This window comes from Nocardioides lacusdianchii (genome assembly GCF_020102855.1).
Taxonomy (GTDB): Bacteria; Actinomycetota; Actinomycetes; order Propionibacteriales; family Nocardioidaceae; genus Nocardioides; species Nocardioides lacusdianchii.
In genome coordinates this window covers 16,892-32,040 of sequence record NZ_JADHZD010000002.1, presented here as the reverse complement: position 1 = coordinate 32,040, position 15,149 = coordinate 16,892, and the positions used below count along the sequence as shown (strand labels likewise).

At 69.0% G+C, this 15,149-nt stretch carries 15 protein-coding genes; 9 read left to right on the top strand and 6 right to left on the bottom strand.

The annotated features are described in order from the left end of the window. Positions 1-40: 40 nt before the first annotated feature. The gene (locus tag IRX98_RS02810; protein WP_224273689.1) at positions 41-2,404 is read left to right on the top strand and encodes an ATP-binding cassette domain-containing protein; all 2,364 of its coding nucleotides are present in this window, start codon (positions 41-43) and stop codon (positions 2,402-2,404) included. A gap of 13 nt (positions 2,405-2,417) precedes the next feature. On the opposite strand, the gene IRX98_RS02805 is transcribed toward IRX98_RS02810, so the two are convergent. Beyond that, a complete protein-coding gene (locus IRX98_RS02805; RefSeq protein WP_224273688.1) occupies positions 2,418-3,209 on the bottom strand; it encodes an Fpg/Nei family DNA glycosylase in 792 nt (263 codons plus the stop codon). Between the two features lie 62 nt (positions 3,210-3,271). Here IRX98_RS02805 and mmuM point away from each other — a divergent pair, with 62 nt between their 5' ends. The 3 genes from mmuM to IRX98_RS02790 are packed head-to-tail and all read left to right on the top strand — an operon-like array spanning position 3,272 to position 5,172. Beyond that, positions 3,272-4,174 carry a homocysteine S-methyltransferase gene (gene mmuM, locus IRX98_RS02800; RefSeq protein WP_224273686.1) on the top strand — a complete coding sequence of 301 codons (903 nt, stop codon included), beginning with the start codon at positions 3,272-3,274 and terminating at the stop codon, positions 4,172-4,174. A 1-nt stretch (position 4,175) separates the two neighbouring features. Further along, on the top strand, positions 4,176-4,625 hold the full coding sequence (locus tag IRX98_RS02795; protein ID WP_224273685.1) for a PaaI family thioesterase: 450 nt from the start codon (positions 4,176-4,178) through the stop codon (positions 4,623-4,625). Continuing rightward, entirely contained in the window at positions 4,567-5,172 is a 606-nt protein-coding gene (locus IRX98_RS02790) for a P-loop NTPase family protein (RefSeq protein ID WP_308044388.1), read from the top strand. The genes IRX98_RS02795 and IRX98_RS02790 overlap by 59 nt, the downstream gene beginning before the upstream one ends. 10 nt (positions 5,173-5,182) lie before the next feature. On the opposite strand, the gene IRX98_RS02785 is transcribed toward IRX98_RS02790, so the two are convergent. Further along, positions 5,183-5,791 carry a DUF5701 family protein gene (locus IRX98_RS02785; protein ID WP_224273683.1) on the bottom strand — a complete coding sequence of 203 codons (609 nt, stop codon included), beginning with the start codon at positions 5,789-5,791 and terminating at the stop codon, positions 5,183-5,185. A gap of 77 nt (positions 5,792-5,868) precedes the next feature. On the opposite strand from IRX98_RS02785, the gene IRX98_RS02780 reads away from it, so the two are divergent. Both IRX98_RS02780 and IRX98_RS02775 read left to right on the top strand, forming a co-directional pair. Then, positions 5,869-6,303, top strand: a complete 435-nt coding sequence (locus IRX98_RS02780; protein ID WP_224273682.1) for a DNA polymerase ligase N-terminal domain-containing protein — start codon at positions 5,869-5,871, stop codon at positions 6,301-6,303. Between the two features lie 235 nt (positions 6,304-6,538). Continuing rightward, the gene (locus tag IRX98_RS02775) at positions 6,539-7,201 is read left to right on the top strand and encodes a maleylpyruvate isomerase N-terminal domain-containing protein (protein ID WP_224273681.1); all 663 of its coding nucleotides are present in this window, start codon (positions 6,539-6,541) and stop codon (positions 7,199-7,201) included. 19 nt (positions 7,202-7,220) lie between these two features. Here the strand turns inward: IRX98_RS02775 and IRX98_RS02770 are convergent, their stop codons facing one another. From IRX98_RS02770 to IRX98_RS02755, 4 genes are all read right to left on the bottom strand, one after another. After that, entirely contained in the window at positions 7,221-7,760 is a 540-nt protein-coding gene (locus IRX98_RS02770; protein WP_224273679.1) for a GrpB family protein, read from the bottom strand. Between the two features lie 40 nt (positions 7,761-7,800). Then, a complete protein-coding gene (locus IRX98_RS02765) occupies positions 7,801-8,970 on the bottom strand; it encodes a site-specific integrase (protein ID WP_224273678.1) in 1,170 nt (389 codons plus the stop codon). A gap of 295 nt (positions 8,971-9,265) precedes the next feature. Further along, positions 9,266-9,619: a helix-turn-helix domain-containing protein gene (locus IRX98_RS02760; RefSeq protein ID WP_224273677.1), complete on the bottom strand. Its 354-nt coding sequence runs from the start codon at positions 9,617-9,619 to the stop codon at positions 9,266-9,268. Beyond that, entirely contained in the window at positions 9,612-10,739 is a 1,128-nt protein-coding gene (locus IRX98_RS02755; RefSeq protein ID WP_224273676.1) for a tyrosine-type recombinase/integrase, read from the bottom strand. The genes IRX98_RS02760 and IRX98_RS02755 overlap by 8 nt, the downstream gene beginning before the upstream one ends. Positions 10,740-11,204: 465 nt before the next feature. On the opposite strand from IRX98_RS02755, the gene IRX98_RS02750 reads away from it, so the two are divergent. The 3 genes from IRX98_RS02750 to IRX98_RS02740 are packed head-to-tail and all read left to right on the top strand — an operon-like array spanning position 11,205 to position 15,081. Then, positions 11,205-11,885 carry a TnsA-like heteromeric transposase endonuclease subunit gene (locus tag IRX98_RS02750; protein WP_224273675.1) on the top strand — a complete coding sequence of 227 codons (681 nt, stop codon included), beginning with the start codon at positions 11,205-11,207 and terminating at the stop codon, positions 11,883-11,885. Continuing rightward, positions 11,882-14,008: a Mu transposase C-terminal domain-containing protein gene (locus tag IRX98_RS23300; protein WP_224273674.1), complete on the top strand. Its 2,127-nt coding sequence runs from the start codon at positions 11,882-11,884 to the stop codon at positions 14,006-14,008. The genes IRX98_RS02750 and IRX98_RS23300 overlap by 4 nt, the downstream gene beginning before the upstream one ends. Then, on the top strand, positions 14,005-15,081 hold the full coding sequence (locus IRX98_RS02740; protein WP_224273672.1) for a TniB family NTP-binding protein: 1,077 nt from the start codon (positions 14,005-14,007) through the stop codon (positions 15,079-15,081). Before IRX98_RS23300 ends, IRX98_RS02740 begins: the two co-directional genes overlap by 4 nt. Positions 15,082-15,149: the final 68 nt, after the last annotated feature.

Below are 15,149 nucleotides of genomic sequence, written 5' to 3'. Positions count from 1 at the left end.
GCGGGAGGCCGCGGCGCGCAGACAGGGGAGAACACCACGCATGAGCACCACGCACCCGGCCGACGACCACGACCTGATCCGGGTCGAGGGAGCGCGCGAGAACAACCTCAAGGACGTCACCGTCGAGCTGCCGAAGCGGCGCCTGACGGTCTTCACCGGCGTATCCGGGTCGGGCAAGAGCTCGCTGGTCTTCGCCACGATCGCGGCCGAGTCGCAGCGGATGATCAACGAGACCTACAGCGCCTTCGTCCAGGGCTTCATGCCGTCGCTGGCCCGTCCCGACGTCGACCACCTCGAAGGCCTGACCACTGCGATCATCGTCGACCAGGAGCGGATGGGAGCCAACCCGCGCTCGACCGTCGGCACGGCCACCGACGCCAACGCGATGCTGCGGATCCTCTTCAGCCGCCTCGGTGACCCCTACGTCGGGCCGCCGACGGCGTACTCCTTCAACGTCCCCACCCGCAAGGCCAGCGGGATGATGACCACGGAGAAGGGCGGTCGCACCGAGCGCAAGGTCGCCAAGCAGGAGGTCTACCTCGGCGGCATGTGCCCGCGCTGCGAGGGCATGGGCAAGGTGAACGACATCGACCTGACCGCGCTCTACGACGCCGACAAGTCGCTCGCCGACGGGGCGCTCACCGTGCCCGGCTACTCCATGGACGGGTGGTACGGCCGGCTCTTCGAGGGCATGGGCCTGCCGATGGACAAGCCGATCCGGTCCTTCACCAAGAAGCAGCTCGAGACGATGCTGTGGTCGGAGCCGACCAAGATCAAGGTCGAGGGCGTCAACCTCACCTTCAACGGCATCATCCCGCAGATCCAGAAGTCGATGCTGTCCAAGGACCCCGAGGCGATGCAGCCGCACGTACGCCGCTTCGTGGACCGCGCGGTGACCTTCCAGACCTGTCCGGACTGCGAGGGCACGCGCCTCACGCCCGAGGCGCGGCGCTCGAAGATCGGGGGGAAGTCGATCGCCGACCTCTGCGAGATGCAGATCAGCGACCTCGCCGAGTGGGTCAGGGCGCTCGACGAGCCGTCGGTCGCACCGCTGCTGAAGGGCCTGCAGCACCTGCTCGACTCGTTCTCCGAGATCGGCCTGGGCTACCTCTCGCTCGACCGCCCGGCGGGCACGCTGTCGGGGGGTGAGGCGCAGCGCACGAAGATGATCCGCCACCTCGGCTCCTCGCTCACCGACGTCACCTACGTCTTCGACGAGCCCACCATCGGCCTGCACCCGCACGACATCGAGCGGATGAACCACCTCCTGCTGCAGCTGCGCGACAAGGGCAACACCGTGCTGGTGGTGGAGCACAAGCCCGAGACCATCTCCATCGCCGACCACGTCGTCGACATCGGGCCGGCCGCGGGCGCCGCGGGCGGGACCATCTGCTTCGAGGGCGACGTGGACGGACTTCGCGCCAGCGACACCGTCACCGGCCGGCACCTCGACGACCGGGCCCGGCTCAAGGACACGGTGCGGCCCGCGACCGGCGCGATGGAGGTCCGCGGAGCCTCGACGCACAACCTCCGCGACCTCGACGTCGACGTGCCGCTGGGCGTCCTGACGGTCGTCACCGGGGTCGCCGGATCCGGCAAGAGCTCGCTGATCCACGGCTCGCTGGCCGGCCGCGACGAGGTCATCGTGATCGACCAGGGCGCCATCAAGGGCTCGCGGCGCAGCAACCCGGCGACGTACACAGGTCTTCTCGAGCCCATCCGCAAGGCCTTCGCCAAGGCCAACGGCGTGAAGCCGGCGCTCTTCAGCGCGAACTCCGAGGGGGCGTGCCCGACCTGCAACGGCGCCGGCGTCATCTTCACCGAGCTCGGCCCGATGGCGACCGTCGAGTCGCCGTGCGAGGAGTGCGAGGGCCGTCGGTTCAAGGCCGAGGTGCTCGAGCACACGCTCGGCGGCAAGGACATCGCCGAGGTGCACGAGATGTCCGTGGTCGCCGCGCTGGAGCACTTCAGCGAGGGGGAGGCGAGGATCCCGGCGGCCGTGAAGATCCTCGACCGCCTCGCCGACGTCGGCCTGGGCTACGTCACGCTCGGCCAGCCCCTGACGACGCTGTCGGGCGGCGAGCGCCAGCGGCTCAAGCTCGCCACGCAGATGGGGGAGAAGGGCGACGTCTACATCCTCGACGAGCCCACCACCGGCCTCCACCTCGCCGACGTGGCCAACCTGCTCGGGCTGCTGGACCGCCTCGTGGACTCCGGGAAGTCGGTCATCGTCATCGAGCACCACCAGGCCGTGATGGCGCACGCCGACTGGATCATCGACCTCGGTCCGGGCGCCGGGCACGACGGCGGCACCATCGTCTTCGAGGGACCGCCCGCCGAGATGGTCGCGGCGGCGGAGCCGACGCTGACCGGCCAGCACCTCGCGGCGTACGTCGGCGCCTGAGCCCGCAGTCGGTTCAGGCCTGGCAGACCGGGCACCAGAACAGCCGGCGGGCAGCGATCTGCGCGTCGAGCACCGGGGTCCCGCAGATCCGGCACGGCAGCTCGGCACGCCCGTAGACGTAGTGCGAGTCGACCCGTCGCGGTCGGCCCGCCGGACGCTCGCGGTCCTCCGGCAGCGTCGTCACGATGCGCCCGGCGCGCACGCCGGCGCGCAGGAGCACGACGAGGTCGTCCCAGAGCAGCTGCAGGGTCGCAGCGTCGTGCTCGCGGCCGGGGCGGTAGGGGTCGAGGCGCTGGCGGAAGAGGACCTCGGCGCGGTAGACGTTGCCGACGCCCGCGACGACCGACTGGTCCATCAGCAGCGTGGCGATCGGAGCCCGGCTGCGCAGCACGCGCACAACGAACGCCTCGGCGTCCGGTCGACGACGCAGCGGATCGGGGCCGAGCCGGGCCAGCACCGACGCCCGCTCGGCGTCGGTCATCACCTCGCAGGCGGTCGGTCCGCGCAGCTCCAGCCAGTGCCCGGCACCGACCAGCCGCAGTCGCAGCGCCCCGCGCGGCTCCGGGGCGGGCAGGACGCCGTCGCGGAACTTCCCGTAGAGCCCGAGGTGCACGTGGAGCCAGAGGTCGTCGTAGCGGTGGAACAGGTGCTTGCCCCACGCGTCGGTCGCGTCGAGCAGCCGGCCGTCCAGGAGGCGCGCACCGTCGTCGAAGCGTCCCTGTGGGCTGTCTGCGGCGACGCGCTGGCCGACCAGCAGCCTGGCGTGGCGGCGGGCGAGTCGGTGGATGGTGTGTCCCTCTGGCACTCCGTGATCGTGACCGACGGGTCCAACCGGACGGCTCGCCGGCACCTGCGAGCATGGGGGACATGAGCCCGCACAGCCTCCGCGAGACCATCGCCTCCCGCCCCGTCGTCCTCGACGGAGGGCTCGCGACGCTGCTCGAGCGGCACGGACACGACCTGTCCAGCGACCTGTGGTCCGCACGCCTGCTGCGCGACGACCCGGCCGCGATCGAGGCGGCCCACCGGGAGTTCTTCGCCGCGGGCGCCGAGGTCGCGACGACCGCGTCCTACCAGGTCTCCTTCGAGGGCTTCGGCTCCGCCGGCGCCGATCGTGACGAGGTCGAGACCATCCTGCGCCGCAGCGTCGCCTTGGCTGCCGCCGCCCGCGACGGCGCAGCCCCGCACGGCTGGGTCGCCGCGTCCGTGGGGCCGTACGGCGCCGTGCTCGCAGACGGGTCGGAGTACCGCGGCGACTACGACCTCGACGTCGACGGCCTGCGGGCCTTCCACCGGCCGCGGCTCGACGTGCTCGCCTCGACCGTCGGGCAGGGCGCCGACGTGCTGGCGGTGGAGACCATCCCGTGCCTGGCCGAGGTCGAGGCCGTGCTGGCCGAGCTCGACGGCACCGGCGTCCCGGCGTGGCTGTCCCTGTCGGCCGCGGACGGACGCACCCGGGCGGGGGAGCCGCTCGAGGAGGCATTCGCGATGGCGGCCGACGTGGCCGAGGTGCTGGCGATCGGGGTCAACTGCACGACACCGGCCGACGCCCGCGACGCCGTCCAGCTCGCCGGCCCCTACGGCCCCGTCGTGGTCTACCCGAACTCCGGGCAGTCGTGGAACGCCGAGACCCGCGAGTGGGAGGGGCGCTCGGCCTTCACCGCCCAGGACGTCGACGCGTGGGTGGTCTCGGGCGCCCGGCTCGTCGGCGGCTGCTGCCGCGTCGGGCCCGAGGACGTCACGGCCCTGCGCACGACGCTGGAGGCGTGAGGTGTCCGACCGGTTCGCCGACGCCGTCGCCTCGATGCCCATCCTCGGGGCGATGGGCATCCGTCTCGTCGACGTGGGCCCGGGACGCGCGGTCGCAGACCTGCCGGCCGAGCCCAACGTCAACCACTTCGGCGTCACCTACGCCGGATCGCTGTTCAGCGTCGCGGAGATGCTCGGCGGCGTGCTGAGCCTGGCGACCTTCGACCTCGACGCGGACGGTGAGCTCGCGGGCTTCGTGCCGCTCGTCAAGGAGTCGAGCATCCGCTTCCGGCGGCCCGCGCTGGGCGTCGTACGCGCCTCGACGAGCCTGTCGGACGACGAGGTGGCGCGGGTGCGCCGCGACGCGCTCGCGACCGGCAAGGGGGAGTTCGTGCTGGAGGCGACGATCACCGATGCACAGGGCGAGGTCGTCGCCACGACCCTCGGGACCTACCAGCTGCGGCGCTTCTGATGGTGGGCACCTGATGCGGCGTTGCCGGTTGCACGTCATGGGCGCCAGCGGGTCGGGCACGACGACGCTGGCGCGCACGCTCGCGTCGTGGTGGTCGGTCCCGCACGCGGACGCCGACGACTACTTCTGGGTGCCCACCGACCCGCCGTACGCCGAGAAGCGGCCGGAGGCTGACCGGATCGCCCTCATGCGGCAGGTGTTCGTGCCGCGCGAGGCGTGGGTGCTGTCGGGCTCGATGCTGGGCTGGGGCGAGGAGGTCGTCGCCGAGTGCGACGCGGTGGTCTTCCTGCGGCTCGACCCGGCCGAGCGGATGCGCCGGCTGCACGCCCGCGAGGAGTTGCGCCGGGAGGGACGCACCGTCGACCCGGACGCCTGGGAGGAGTTCCTCACCTGGGCGAGCGGCTACGACGACCCGGAGTTCACCGGCCGGAGCCTCTGGGCGCACGAGGCGTGGCTGGCCGAGGCGGGACGACCGGTGCTGACGCTCGACAGCGCCGCACCTCCGGACGAGCTGCGCGACGCGGTGCTGGCCTGGGAGCCGCGCTAGCGCGGCACACTCAGCCGACAGGGGTCCTGCCGGAGCACGAGGCGATCCCGAGCCATGTGTGCCGGTTGCCCCACCAGCACCAGCCGACCTTGGGCGCGTCCTTGCGCTCGCGCCCGTCACGACCGGTGCCGTTGCTGATCCACAGTGCCGGCGTGCGGGCGTCGTACGACCCGTTGGCCTTGCGCAGCCGGGACCCGACGGTCATGAAGCACCGGTTGCGCTCGAGCACGTCCGGGTCCTGGAGGACCCAGTGGATGCCCTCGACCAGGGTGAGCGGCGAGCGGCCCGCCGCCAGGATCTCGGGCAGGCACTCCTCGGGGCTCCGGTTCGCGTGCTCGTCGCCGCGGTCGAGGCCTGTCACGACGTACGGCGCGGGAGGCAGGGGAGCGGCGTCGGTGGCGTCGAAGGAGTCCACGTCCGTCATGTCCTCGACCACGAAGCCGGTGCGCCTGCCCCGGGTCATCAGCGGGGCCATCGCGGAGGCCGGCGCCGCGGTGACGAGGAGCCCGGGAGGACTCGTCGCGGCGGCGGCGCGCAGCTGGTCGGCAGTGAGACCGGCGTGCTCGTGCACACCGAGCTGGATCAGTCGGTCGGCCTGGATGGTGGGACTGGGCAGCATGGGTTCCTCTCGACGTACGACGGGCGATTGTCCAACGCACCGTGCGTCGCAGGGGTTCCCGTGGCAGGGTCGTCCGCATGCCGACACCGGCCCGCTTCGTCCTCCACGACCACCGCAAGCCCTCGCCGCACTTCGACCTGCGGCTCGAGGAGGACGGCGTGCTGCGCAGCTGGGCGGTGCCCAAGGGGCTGCCGGACGACCCGGCGCGCGACCGGCTGGCCATCGCCGTCGACGACCACGCGCTCGACCACGTCGACTTCGAGGACGAGCACAAGTCCGTCGCGGACACCGGCGCCTGGGAGGAGCACGACCGTGACGAGCGGCGGCTCGTGTTCTCGCTGCACGGGCGCGACGGCGTACGCCGCTATGCGCTGATCCACACCGGAGGCACGCAGTGGCTGCTGCACCTGACGAAGGATCAGTCCCGCCATGGCCACGAGTCATCGGTGCGCGATGCCTCGTCCCGACTGCGTTCGAGGAACGCCAACGTGCTGCGGCGACTCGGCGAGTGATGCCGCACCTGACGCCGATCGCCGACGGACGGCTGTCGGACGCCAGCGCCATCGCAGAGGTGCTCCAGGGTTAGAGGACGCATGCCTGAGAATTGCTTGTGACGACTGTGCGGTCACCACGGTGCGGGAGACGCACCACGACGACCGCACTTCGCCACCGTGGACAAACTGGCAGGGACGGGAGTCGATGAGCCGGGAGTAGATCGCTCAGCGGACTCGCAAGTAGGGTTTCGGCATGGGACTCTCGGTCTCCCTCGACGATGGGCGCGCTGCCTGCGCGGACTCGATCGACTCGTTCCTACGCGCGGTAGAGACCTTCGGTGAGTACGAGCTCTTGGATGTCTCCCGGTGCCACGGATGGAGTCGGTTGGACGTGGTGACTCATGTCTTGGCCGGATGGCAGGAAATGCTCGGGGGCATGGTCTCGCCCGTCGACGACGAGCCTTCCGTGGACGCCGCGAGCTACTGGTCCGCGTTCGCGACGGAGTACTCGACGGGCGACCCGGTACCTGCGCTGATGTCCCAGCGCCGTCGGACGTCGGTGTACGCACGACCGGCGTCGGCGACCGCGCAGCTGCGCGACGTGGCGGCCGCCGTTCGTCGGGGCGTCGTCTCCCGCGATGAACGTCGGTGCCTGTGGCAGGGCCATGTCTTCGCTGCCGGCGACTTCCTCGCGATCTGGGCGGTCGAAGACGTCGTGCACCACCTCGACCTGCTGTCCGATGAGCCCGCGCCCGCCAATGCCCTCAGGCTGGCCCGGTTGACGATCGAAACCTTGATCGCGCAGCCGCTTCCGGGGGTATCGGACGACAAGGAGGCGGTGCTAATGGGCACCGGACGGTTGCCCCTCCCGGACAGGCTCGGCGCCGTGGCCGATCTGCTTCCGGCTCTCAGCTGACGACCGCGATCGTGCCCTCCTACTTGCGACCTGCTTCGCTCCAAGCCTTCGCGCGCTCCATGATTTCGGCGATGAGTGGAGCTTTGCCCGTCCGGTACCGAGCTCGGTCGCTGTGGTCCGCTGACGCAAGCTCCGTCTTCAACTTTGCGTATCGCGCTGCCTCCTCGGTGTGAGTCCGGAGGTAGTCCCGGAACAGCAGCCAGTCCCTCCAGCCCACGGAGCTGTGCTCGACGACGTGAAGGTGATGGGTCCGGTGCTCCACGCTCGGGAAACAAATTGACCACTTCCGTCGGTCTTCGTCGCCCGGTTCCGGCGCGGGAACCCAGCCGATGCGATCTAGCCCGACGAGGGCCGGCACGAATGCTTGGTAGTCGTCGGTCACGGCGAGCATGTCAATGATCGGCTTGGCCGGTAGCCCGGGAACGGACGTCGATCCGATGTGCTCCACAGGGGCAACCAGCCAGTCACGGAATGCATCCTCGACTGCAGCCTTCTGCGTCTGAAATGCATCTGCCCACCCAGGGTCGTGGGGCTCGATGACGATCAGGTCCTGACGCACAATCCCTGCCTGCTTTCCATTCCGACGGATCGTTTCTGTTTCATGAGATCTGCCTCAGTTCGCGCGTCGCCCCGATGTACTCGGCGTAGGTGCTCGCCGAACCGATCGCGTGGCGCTCGATCGTGGATGGGTGGTAGCCGAGCGCGTCGGCGATTATCGGCACCGGCCCGAGCTTGGTGAGCTCGTGAAGGGTCCCAAGTCGCGCCGCACGCGTGCCGAAGACGGACTTGAGCCTGCTTCGCATGCTGGCGCCGTGGATGTGTCGGCCGGGGGAATAGCCGCGGAACACCCAGTTACTGTTCGGGTGGGACGCGGTCAGGTCGTTGCCGGGCGCGGCAGCGAGTTGGCGCATGGGCTCGTCCAAGGGGGAGGGGAGTGCGAACTCGGTCCTCCCCAGCCTGATGGTGACGAGGTCGTCCGTCACGGTGACGTCGTCCCAGGTCAGTTGGATGACATCTTCGATGTGCTGGCCGAAGACGATGACCAGGATTGCGGCGGCGCGGTCGCGCACGGTGAGCTCGTCGGTGTGCACTACACGCTCGACCGCTGCATCCTGCTCCGACGCGGACAGCTTCGGGCTGGTGCCGCGGCGGTGGCGGGCGATGGTGAGGTCGGGGTCGACGAGCCGGCACTTGATCGCCCACGGGATGAAGCGGTCAACCAGACTGCGGGTGCTCGGCCCGTCCGCCAACCAGGCATCGAGGTGCTCCTGCCGGAGCTCCTCGAGTGCGAAGCCGTGATCGTGGAGCCAGTTCAGGAACTCGATCGCCACGGTGACGGTCTGCTTCGATCGGAGGAACGTGCCGTGCGGCACCGTCTCCATCTGGTTCATCCGCCGCTGCAAGTGCCAGCGGATGTAGCGACGTACGACGTCGCGATGCTCGCCGGTGCTCACCCGCTCGAGTGCACCGGTCGCCCATTGGTTGTAGCGGACTGCGAGCTCGTCGCGCCGCGGCAGGGCGCCGTGCTCGACCAGCAGGCCCCGGATGAAGTTGCGCGTACGGTCCGCTCCCGGCAGTTCGTCGAGCTTCTCGTGGGTGATCGTCGGCGCCATCGCCAGGTCCTTCAGGAAGGCTGTGACGTGACGCTGCCTGATCCAGGTCACTCCGCTGTTGGATCGCTTCATCAACTTCAGCGCTGCGGCCACCGGGACGAGCTCGGCGGCCATCACACCGGTCTCAGGATTGGTGAGAATGCGGTCGACGATCACTGCGAGCTCGCATCTCTGGCACCGACCGCCGCGGTAGAGCTCGTCTTCGGCGCCACAGGTCTTGCAGTCGATGTTCAGCTTGACGCCGGAGCATCGCCGGCAGGCGGGATATCCGTCGATCCGACCGGGGAGGACGCCCTGGTGGCCGCAGGTGCAGGTGCCGCGCGTTCGCTTGGCTCGCTGGTAGCAGTATCCGCAGACCCCGCCGTCTGGCCAGTTCGCGACGCTCTGGTGATGCTCACCGCAGCGGCCGCAAGGGACCGGCCATCGGGTCGCGTCGCCCTGCTTGCGGGGTCTAGCCATCCTCGTCGTCCGGGACGATCCTGACCCGTCGCGCGATCGGGCTGCCCGGCTTCACACCGAGGTCCTCGGGCCGCTTCGGCGCATCCGCAGTCTTCGCTGCACGCATCTCGACGTACGGCTCGAACAGGTCATTGGGTTCGCAGTCGAGGATGTCGCACAAGGCGGCGAACGTGCGCGCAGGGATGCGCTCAGGGGTGCCCGTGACGAGTCGATACACCTGGCTCTCGGACAGATTGACGCCGCGCGACTTCAGCAGCGGCATCAGTTCGGTGCTCTTCCAAAGGTTCCGTTGCGCCATCACGGTCCGCAGGTTCCAGTTGTAGCCGATGCGACGTTGCTCAGCCATCGGGGTTCGCCTCCTCGGGACGCGCGATACGGCGGGCGATCATCTTCTGGATCGTCTTCTGCTTGAAGTCATCACCGACCGATGTGTAGACGCCGGTGACCGCGGCGTGTGCGTGACCGGCCTGGGTCTGCACGAACGCTGGGTCGTAGCCCGCCTCGATCAAGTGGGTGATGTAGGAGTGGCGCAGGCAGTGCAGGCCGAGCTCCTTGGGCAGGCCCACTGCGTCGCGCGCGGCGGCGAACGAGTCCCCAAGGCCGCCCAGCGTGATCCTGTCGGCCCGTTCGCTAGGCCACAGCGCAGCCGAGCGGTCGGCAGTGGCGAAGCGGTCCCGCCCACCTTCGTGGATCCAGAACCGCAGGAGATCCACGACCCACTCGAACTCGGGAACCGTCAGCACGGTGCGACGTCGGGGCCCGGATCCTGCGGTGCCCTTGGCCCATCGGATCGTCACGGCGCCGAACTCGCCGTACGCGGGCACGTGCGGGTTCGGGCCGAAGTCGTGCAGGTCGAGCATCGCCACCTCGCGGCGGCGCAGCCCGTAGGCGTAACAGACCTTGAACGCGATCGAGTCGCGCAACGCTGGGAGCCAGCGCTTGCTTCCGGCGGCGTACTCGCGGTCGACGAGGTCGTCCTGGTAATCGAAGAGCTTCTGCAGCTCCTTCTGCGTGAACGCTCGCCGTCCTGGCGGGACCGCGTCATCGGTCGTGTGGCGCGGGGTGTTCCAGTCGAAGGCGATCTGCGCGGGGACATCGTCGAAGGTCTGCTCACAGAACTCACCCCAGCCGTAGCTCGGCGACGAGACGTAGGCACAGAACATCGCAATCGCGTTGCTGTCCGACCGCAGGGTCGTGAGGCTGATCGGCTTCTCGCCAGAGCGCCGTTCGGCCATGAAGTCGTCCAGGTCGACGGGCCGCCACGTCCACGGGAACGTACCGGCGTACTCCTGGAAACGTGCCAGGAGGCGGCAGCGGCCCTCGATGGTCTGGGTGGTCAGCCCGCGAGCCAGCATCTGTGCTTTCCAGCCGTCGAGCATCGCCTCGAACACGCGTTCGTCGGCGCGGAAGAGGCCGACCTCGGCGTCTCGAAGGACACGAGGGACGAAGCCCGGAACACCCTCCATGACCTACCTCAGTCCGTGGAAACCTGCATCTAATGCAGGAACCCTACGGCGACCTGCGCGGATGCTGCAAGGTTCGGCACGGATCGCCGGCATCCATTCGGCAGCGACGTGCCGCTTGACCTGCAGGAACGTGGACAGACTCGAAGAACGGGAGTAGTTGCATCTGTTGCTACTCCCGTTAGTTTATCGCCGATAACTGACATTATGTCAGATAGTAGTCTGCGTATCGTGTCAGATGAAACAACTGCGCTGGACCGCTCCACTGTCCTGTCTCAGTTGAGTCGGCGCGGTCTCACTGAATCTGGCGCATTCGAAGATTCGTCTCATTGAATCCGGCGCATTGGGTCGGCGTGTCTCACTCAATCTGACGTAGATCGGGTCCACCGTCGATGTATGTCATCGGCTGGCGCGGCGACTGTGGCGGTTGCCCGACGCGATCTGGACGTGCGGCTCACGTTCAGGTCGATGACGCGTGAGTTGGTGACGGCAGACCTGGCTGACGCCTGGCCTGAGCGGTTCGAGTCGCTGCCTCCGGTTCGGACACCTCGGGCCTTCAAGGGCCAGCGCAACTTCGCGGGCTCGTGGTGGTTCGCGACCACGCGGACGCACGTGGCGTTCGAGTCCTGGCTCGAACGTGATCATCTGATGCTCCTTGACTTCGCTCCCGAGGTCGTCGCCGTGGCGGCGCAGCCGTTCACGGCGATGCTGCCGATGTCGTCCGGTCCGGGCAGGCACACACCCGACTTCTTCGTCAGGGCCGTCGACGGCACCGGTGTCGTGATTGACGTCCGTCCCGATGAGCGGGCGGTGAAGGACGCTGAGGTGTTCGACGCGACCGCCGCCGCATGCGCGCAGGTCGGCTGGGGCTACCAGCGGTTGGGCGACATCGCTCCCACCTTGAACGCGAACGTGCGCTGGCTCTCGGGTTACCGACACCCACGCTGCCGCACCAAGGACGTTGCGGACGCTCTCTTGGGCGCCGTCACGAAGTCCGAGCAGACCGTCGGCACCCTGGCTCGGCTTGTCGGGGATCCAGTGGTTGTTCTCCCCTGCCTGTTCCATCTGCTCTGGTCGGGGGAACTCGACGCCGCCCTGCGGACCAGGCGGCTCAGGATGAACTCCCCGGTACGGCGAGCACGCCCGTGACACGGGCCGCGACCGTCCGCGTCGGCGACCGGATCCGCTTCGACGGGCAGGTGTGGGACGTAGGCGGCTTGGACGCCGGCACCGTCTATCTCACCGCTCAGGGCCGCAAGCCGATGGCGCTCACCCTCAACGCGCTCTTCGCTGACCCGACTTTCGGCGGCCAAACCGGGCGACGAGCACGCGGATCGCTGCCACCCACGGCGCTGTTCAACGAACTTCCTCCAGCAGTCCAAGGGCGGGCACGCTGGTGGGAGGAGCACCTCACCGAGGTCATCTACGGTGTCCCCTGCACCGCACCCGACGTGACGCTCCCCCGACCGCCGTTCGACGTCACGACGACAACACTGCGCCAGCGCGAACAGGCAAAGGTCAACGAGCTCGTTGCGATGGGCGAAGAAGTGACGCTGCGCGCGTTGCAGAAGCGCCGCGCCGCCTATGAGACAGACGGCCTGCTCGGCGTGGTGGATCGCCGCGCTGTGCGGACAACTTCAGTCGCCGGTCGCACCGATCCGCGCGTCGTCGAGGCTCTCAAACGCGTGCTTGAACGGAACAGACAACGCTCGTCCGGCACGAGCGACCGGCTGTGGCGCGACATGGTCAACGAACTCGAAACCGAGCACGGCGTCGACGATGTCCAGTTGCCGTCACGCGCCACCTTCCACCGCCTCCTCAAGCGGCTCGCTGAAGGACGCCACGCGACCGGCTCGGCACGGACGCGAAGAACGCTCGCCCAGCAACCGGACGGCCCGTTCGGCGCGGTCTTTCCCGTGCGGCCCGGTGAGTTGATGCAGATCGACTCCACTCCCCTCGACGTCGCTGTGGTCCTCGCCGACGGGATTGTCGGCCGGGTTGAGCTCACGGCGGTGGTCGATGTCGCCACCCGGTCGCTGCCCGCGGCCGTGCTCCGCCCGACCACGAAGGCCGTCGACGCTGCTCTGCTGCTCGCGCGCTGCATGACGCCGGAGCCGATGCGGCCGGGCTGGCCGCAGGCGATCTCGATGGCCTACTCCGCGCTCCCCTACCAGGCGATGCGCTCGGTCGACGACCGGCTCGAAAACGCCGCGGCGAAGCCGGTGATCGTACCCGAGACGATTGTCGTCGACCACGGCAAGGCCTACCTGTCCGACACGTTCCGATCCGCGTGCCGCACGCTGGGGATCAGTCTCCAGCCCGCGCACCCTGACACACCGACCGACAAGCCGGTCGTCGAACGGACGCTACAGTCGGTGGGCACCCTGTTCGCCCAGTACGTCGCCGGCTATCTCGGCTCCTCGGTCGAACGCCGCGGCAAGAACGCCGAACAGGACGCGGTGTTCTCCCTGGTCGAGCTGCAGGACCTGCTCGATGAGTGGATCGTCACCGGGTGGCAGAACCGCCCCCACGAGGGTCTGCGCGATCCCTTCTCCCCCGGCCAGGTCCTCACCCCGAACGAGAAGTACGCGGCCCTGCTCGGCGTCGCCGGTTACGTGCCGGTGCCGCTGTCAGGCGATGACTACATCGAACTTCTGCCGATGAAGCCACGGGCGATCAACTCCTACGGGGTCAAGATCAACCACCGCGTGTACGACGCCGAGGAGCTCAACCCCTACCGCGGCCAGCCCTCCGGAGCCGTTGGCATGAAGGACCTGTGGGAGGTCCACCACGACCCCTACGACGTCACCCGGGTCTGGGTCCGCAACCACCACCAGCCCGACGCCGGCTGGATCACGCTGTGGTGGCGCCAGCTCGCCTCCGCACCCGTCCCGTTCGGTGAGGACGCCTGGACCCACGCCCGCAAGATCATCACCGAACGCGGCCACACCAGCCCCTCCGAAGAGGAGATCGCGCGCCTGGTCGACGACCTCCTCCGCCGCGCCTCCGGCGACCAAGCGGACACTCCTCCGGCGACCGGCAAGCGGGCGAAGACAACGCACCGCGACCGGCGCGTCGCAGCAAAGACCACCGCGAACACCAGCGCTCCAACCCCGCTCCCCAAGGTAGCGCCGCCAGACGCCCCCGAGCCAGCGCCCGGAACGGCCGAGAAAGTTCTTGCTGACGCCGCCCAGGCCGACGACGAGGAACTCGCCGCAGTCATCCCGCTCGGCGTGTACGACCCCCACGAGGAGGCACAACGATGGTGGTGACCACGAACAGCACCGACAGCGACGCCGCCAATGGCAGTGAATGTGCCAGTGACTTCGAGATCGACCTGGTGGACGCCCGGCGTGCGCCGACCACCACGCTGGCCGGCTGGCGCAGCTTCGTCAACGCCGGCCCCAACGACCTCGAACTCCTCCCCGAGGACCGTCACTATGCGCTGTCCGAGCAGCACCGGGCTGCCTACGACGAGCACCGCGTCGCCTACCACTCCGAGCTGATTGTCGTACACACCTCCACGGTCAAGGACGTCATCCACCAAGGCCGGCTGCTCACCCTGCTCAACCAGCGAGAAATCAGCGCCCGTCGGAGCTTGATCGTCTCCGGGCCATGGGCGACCGGGAAGACGACCGCGATCAAGATGCTCGGCAAGACCCATGAGGTCCGCACTCGACTCCGGTTCCCCGACCAGGAGCGGATCCCGGTCGTCTACATCACGACCCCACCCAAAGGATCCCCACGCAAGCTCGCGATCGAGTTCGCCAACTTCCTCGGCATCCCCACCGGCGCGCGGCAGAACCTCTCTACCATCGCCGAGGCCGTCTGCCACGTCCTGACCGAGTGCCGCACCGATCTGGTCATCGTCGACGAGATCCACAACCTCAACCTCGCCACCACCGCCGGCGAGGACATGTCGGACCACCTGAAGTACTTCACCGAACACCTGCCAGCGACCTTCGTCTACGCCGGCATCAACGTCGAATCCTCCGGACTGTTCACCGGGCTCCGCGGCCAGCAAATCTCCGGCCGCTCTGTCCTGACCCGGACGGGCCCGTTCCCGTTCAACGACGAGTGGAAGGCCCTCGTGGCCACCATCGAGTCCGCGCTGCGGCTGCATGAGCACCGGCGGGGCAGCCTGACCGGCCAAGCGAAGTACCTGCACCAGCGCACCAACGGCTCCATCAGCAGCCTTTCCCACCTTGTCCGCCAGGCCGCGATCACCGCCATCCTGTTCGGCACCGAAGCGATCGACCGTGCACTGCTCGACGCCACCGTGATCGACCACGCAGCCGAACTGGCCGCACCCGAACCCCGCCGCCACACGGCCCGCCATGCCTAGCACCGGCCTCCTGACGAGCCCCGTCCTGACCCGGCCGCGTCGACGTCTACCGCGCCCGGTCCCGCCCT

Bases quoted from the DNA above. Each gene is read 5' to 3' on its own strand.
- IRX98_RS02750 (WP_224273675.1), top strand. From the start codon at position 11,205: ATGACGCGTGAGTTGGTGACGGCAGACCTGGCTGACGCCTGGCCTGAG.
- IRX98_RS02775 (WP_224273681.1), top strand. From the start codon at position 6,539: ATGGGACTCTCGGTCTCCCTCGACGATGGGCGCGCTGCCTGCGCGGAC.
- IRX98_RS02780 (WP_224273682.1), top strand. From the start codon at position 5,869: ATGCCGACACCGGCCCGCTTCGTCCTCCACGACCACCGCAAGCCCTCG.
- IRX98_RS02760 (WP_224273677.1), bottom strand. From the start codon at position 9,619: ATGGCTGAGCAACGTCGCATCGGCTACAACTGGAACCTGCGGACCGTG.
- IRX98_RS02785 (WP_224273683.1), bottom strand. From the start codon at position 5,791: ATGCTGCCCAGTCCCACCATCCAGGCCGACCGACTGATCCAGCTCGGT.
- IRX98_RS02790 (WP_308044388.1), top strand. From the start codon at position 4,567: ATGCACAGGGCGAGGTCGTCGCCACGACCCTCGGGACCTACCAGCTGC.
- IRX98_RS02810 (WP_224273689.1), top strand. From the start codon at position 41: ATGAGCACCACGCACCCGGCCGACGACCACGACCTGATCCGGGTCGAG.
- IRX98_RS02755 (WP_224273676.1), bottom strand. From the start codon at position 10,739: ATGGAGGGTGTTCCGGGCTTCGTCCCTCGTGTCCTTCGAGACGCCGAG.
- mmuM (WP_224273686.1), top strand. From the start codon at position 3,272: ATGAGCCCGCACAGCCTCCGCGAGACCATCGCCTCCCGCCCCGTCGTC.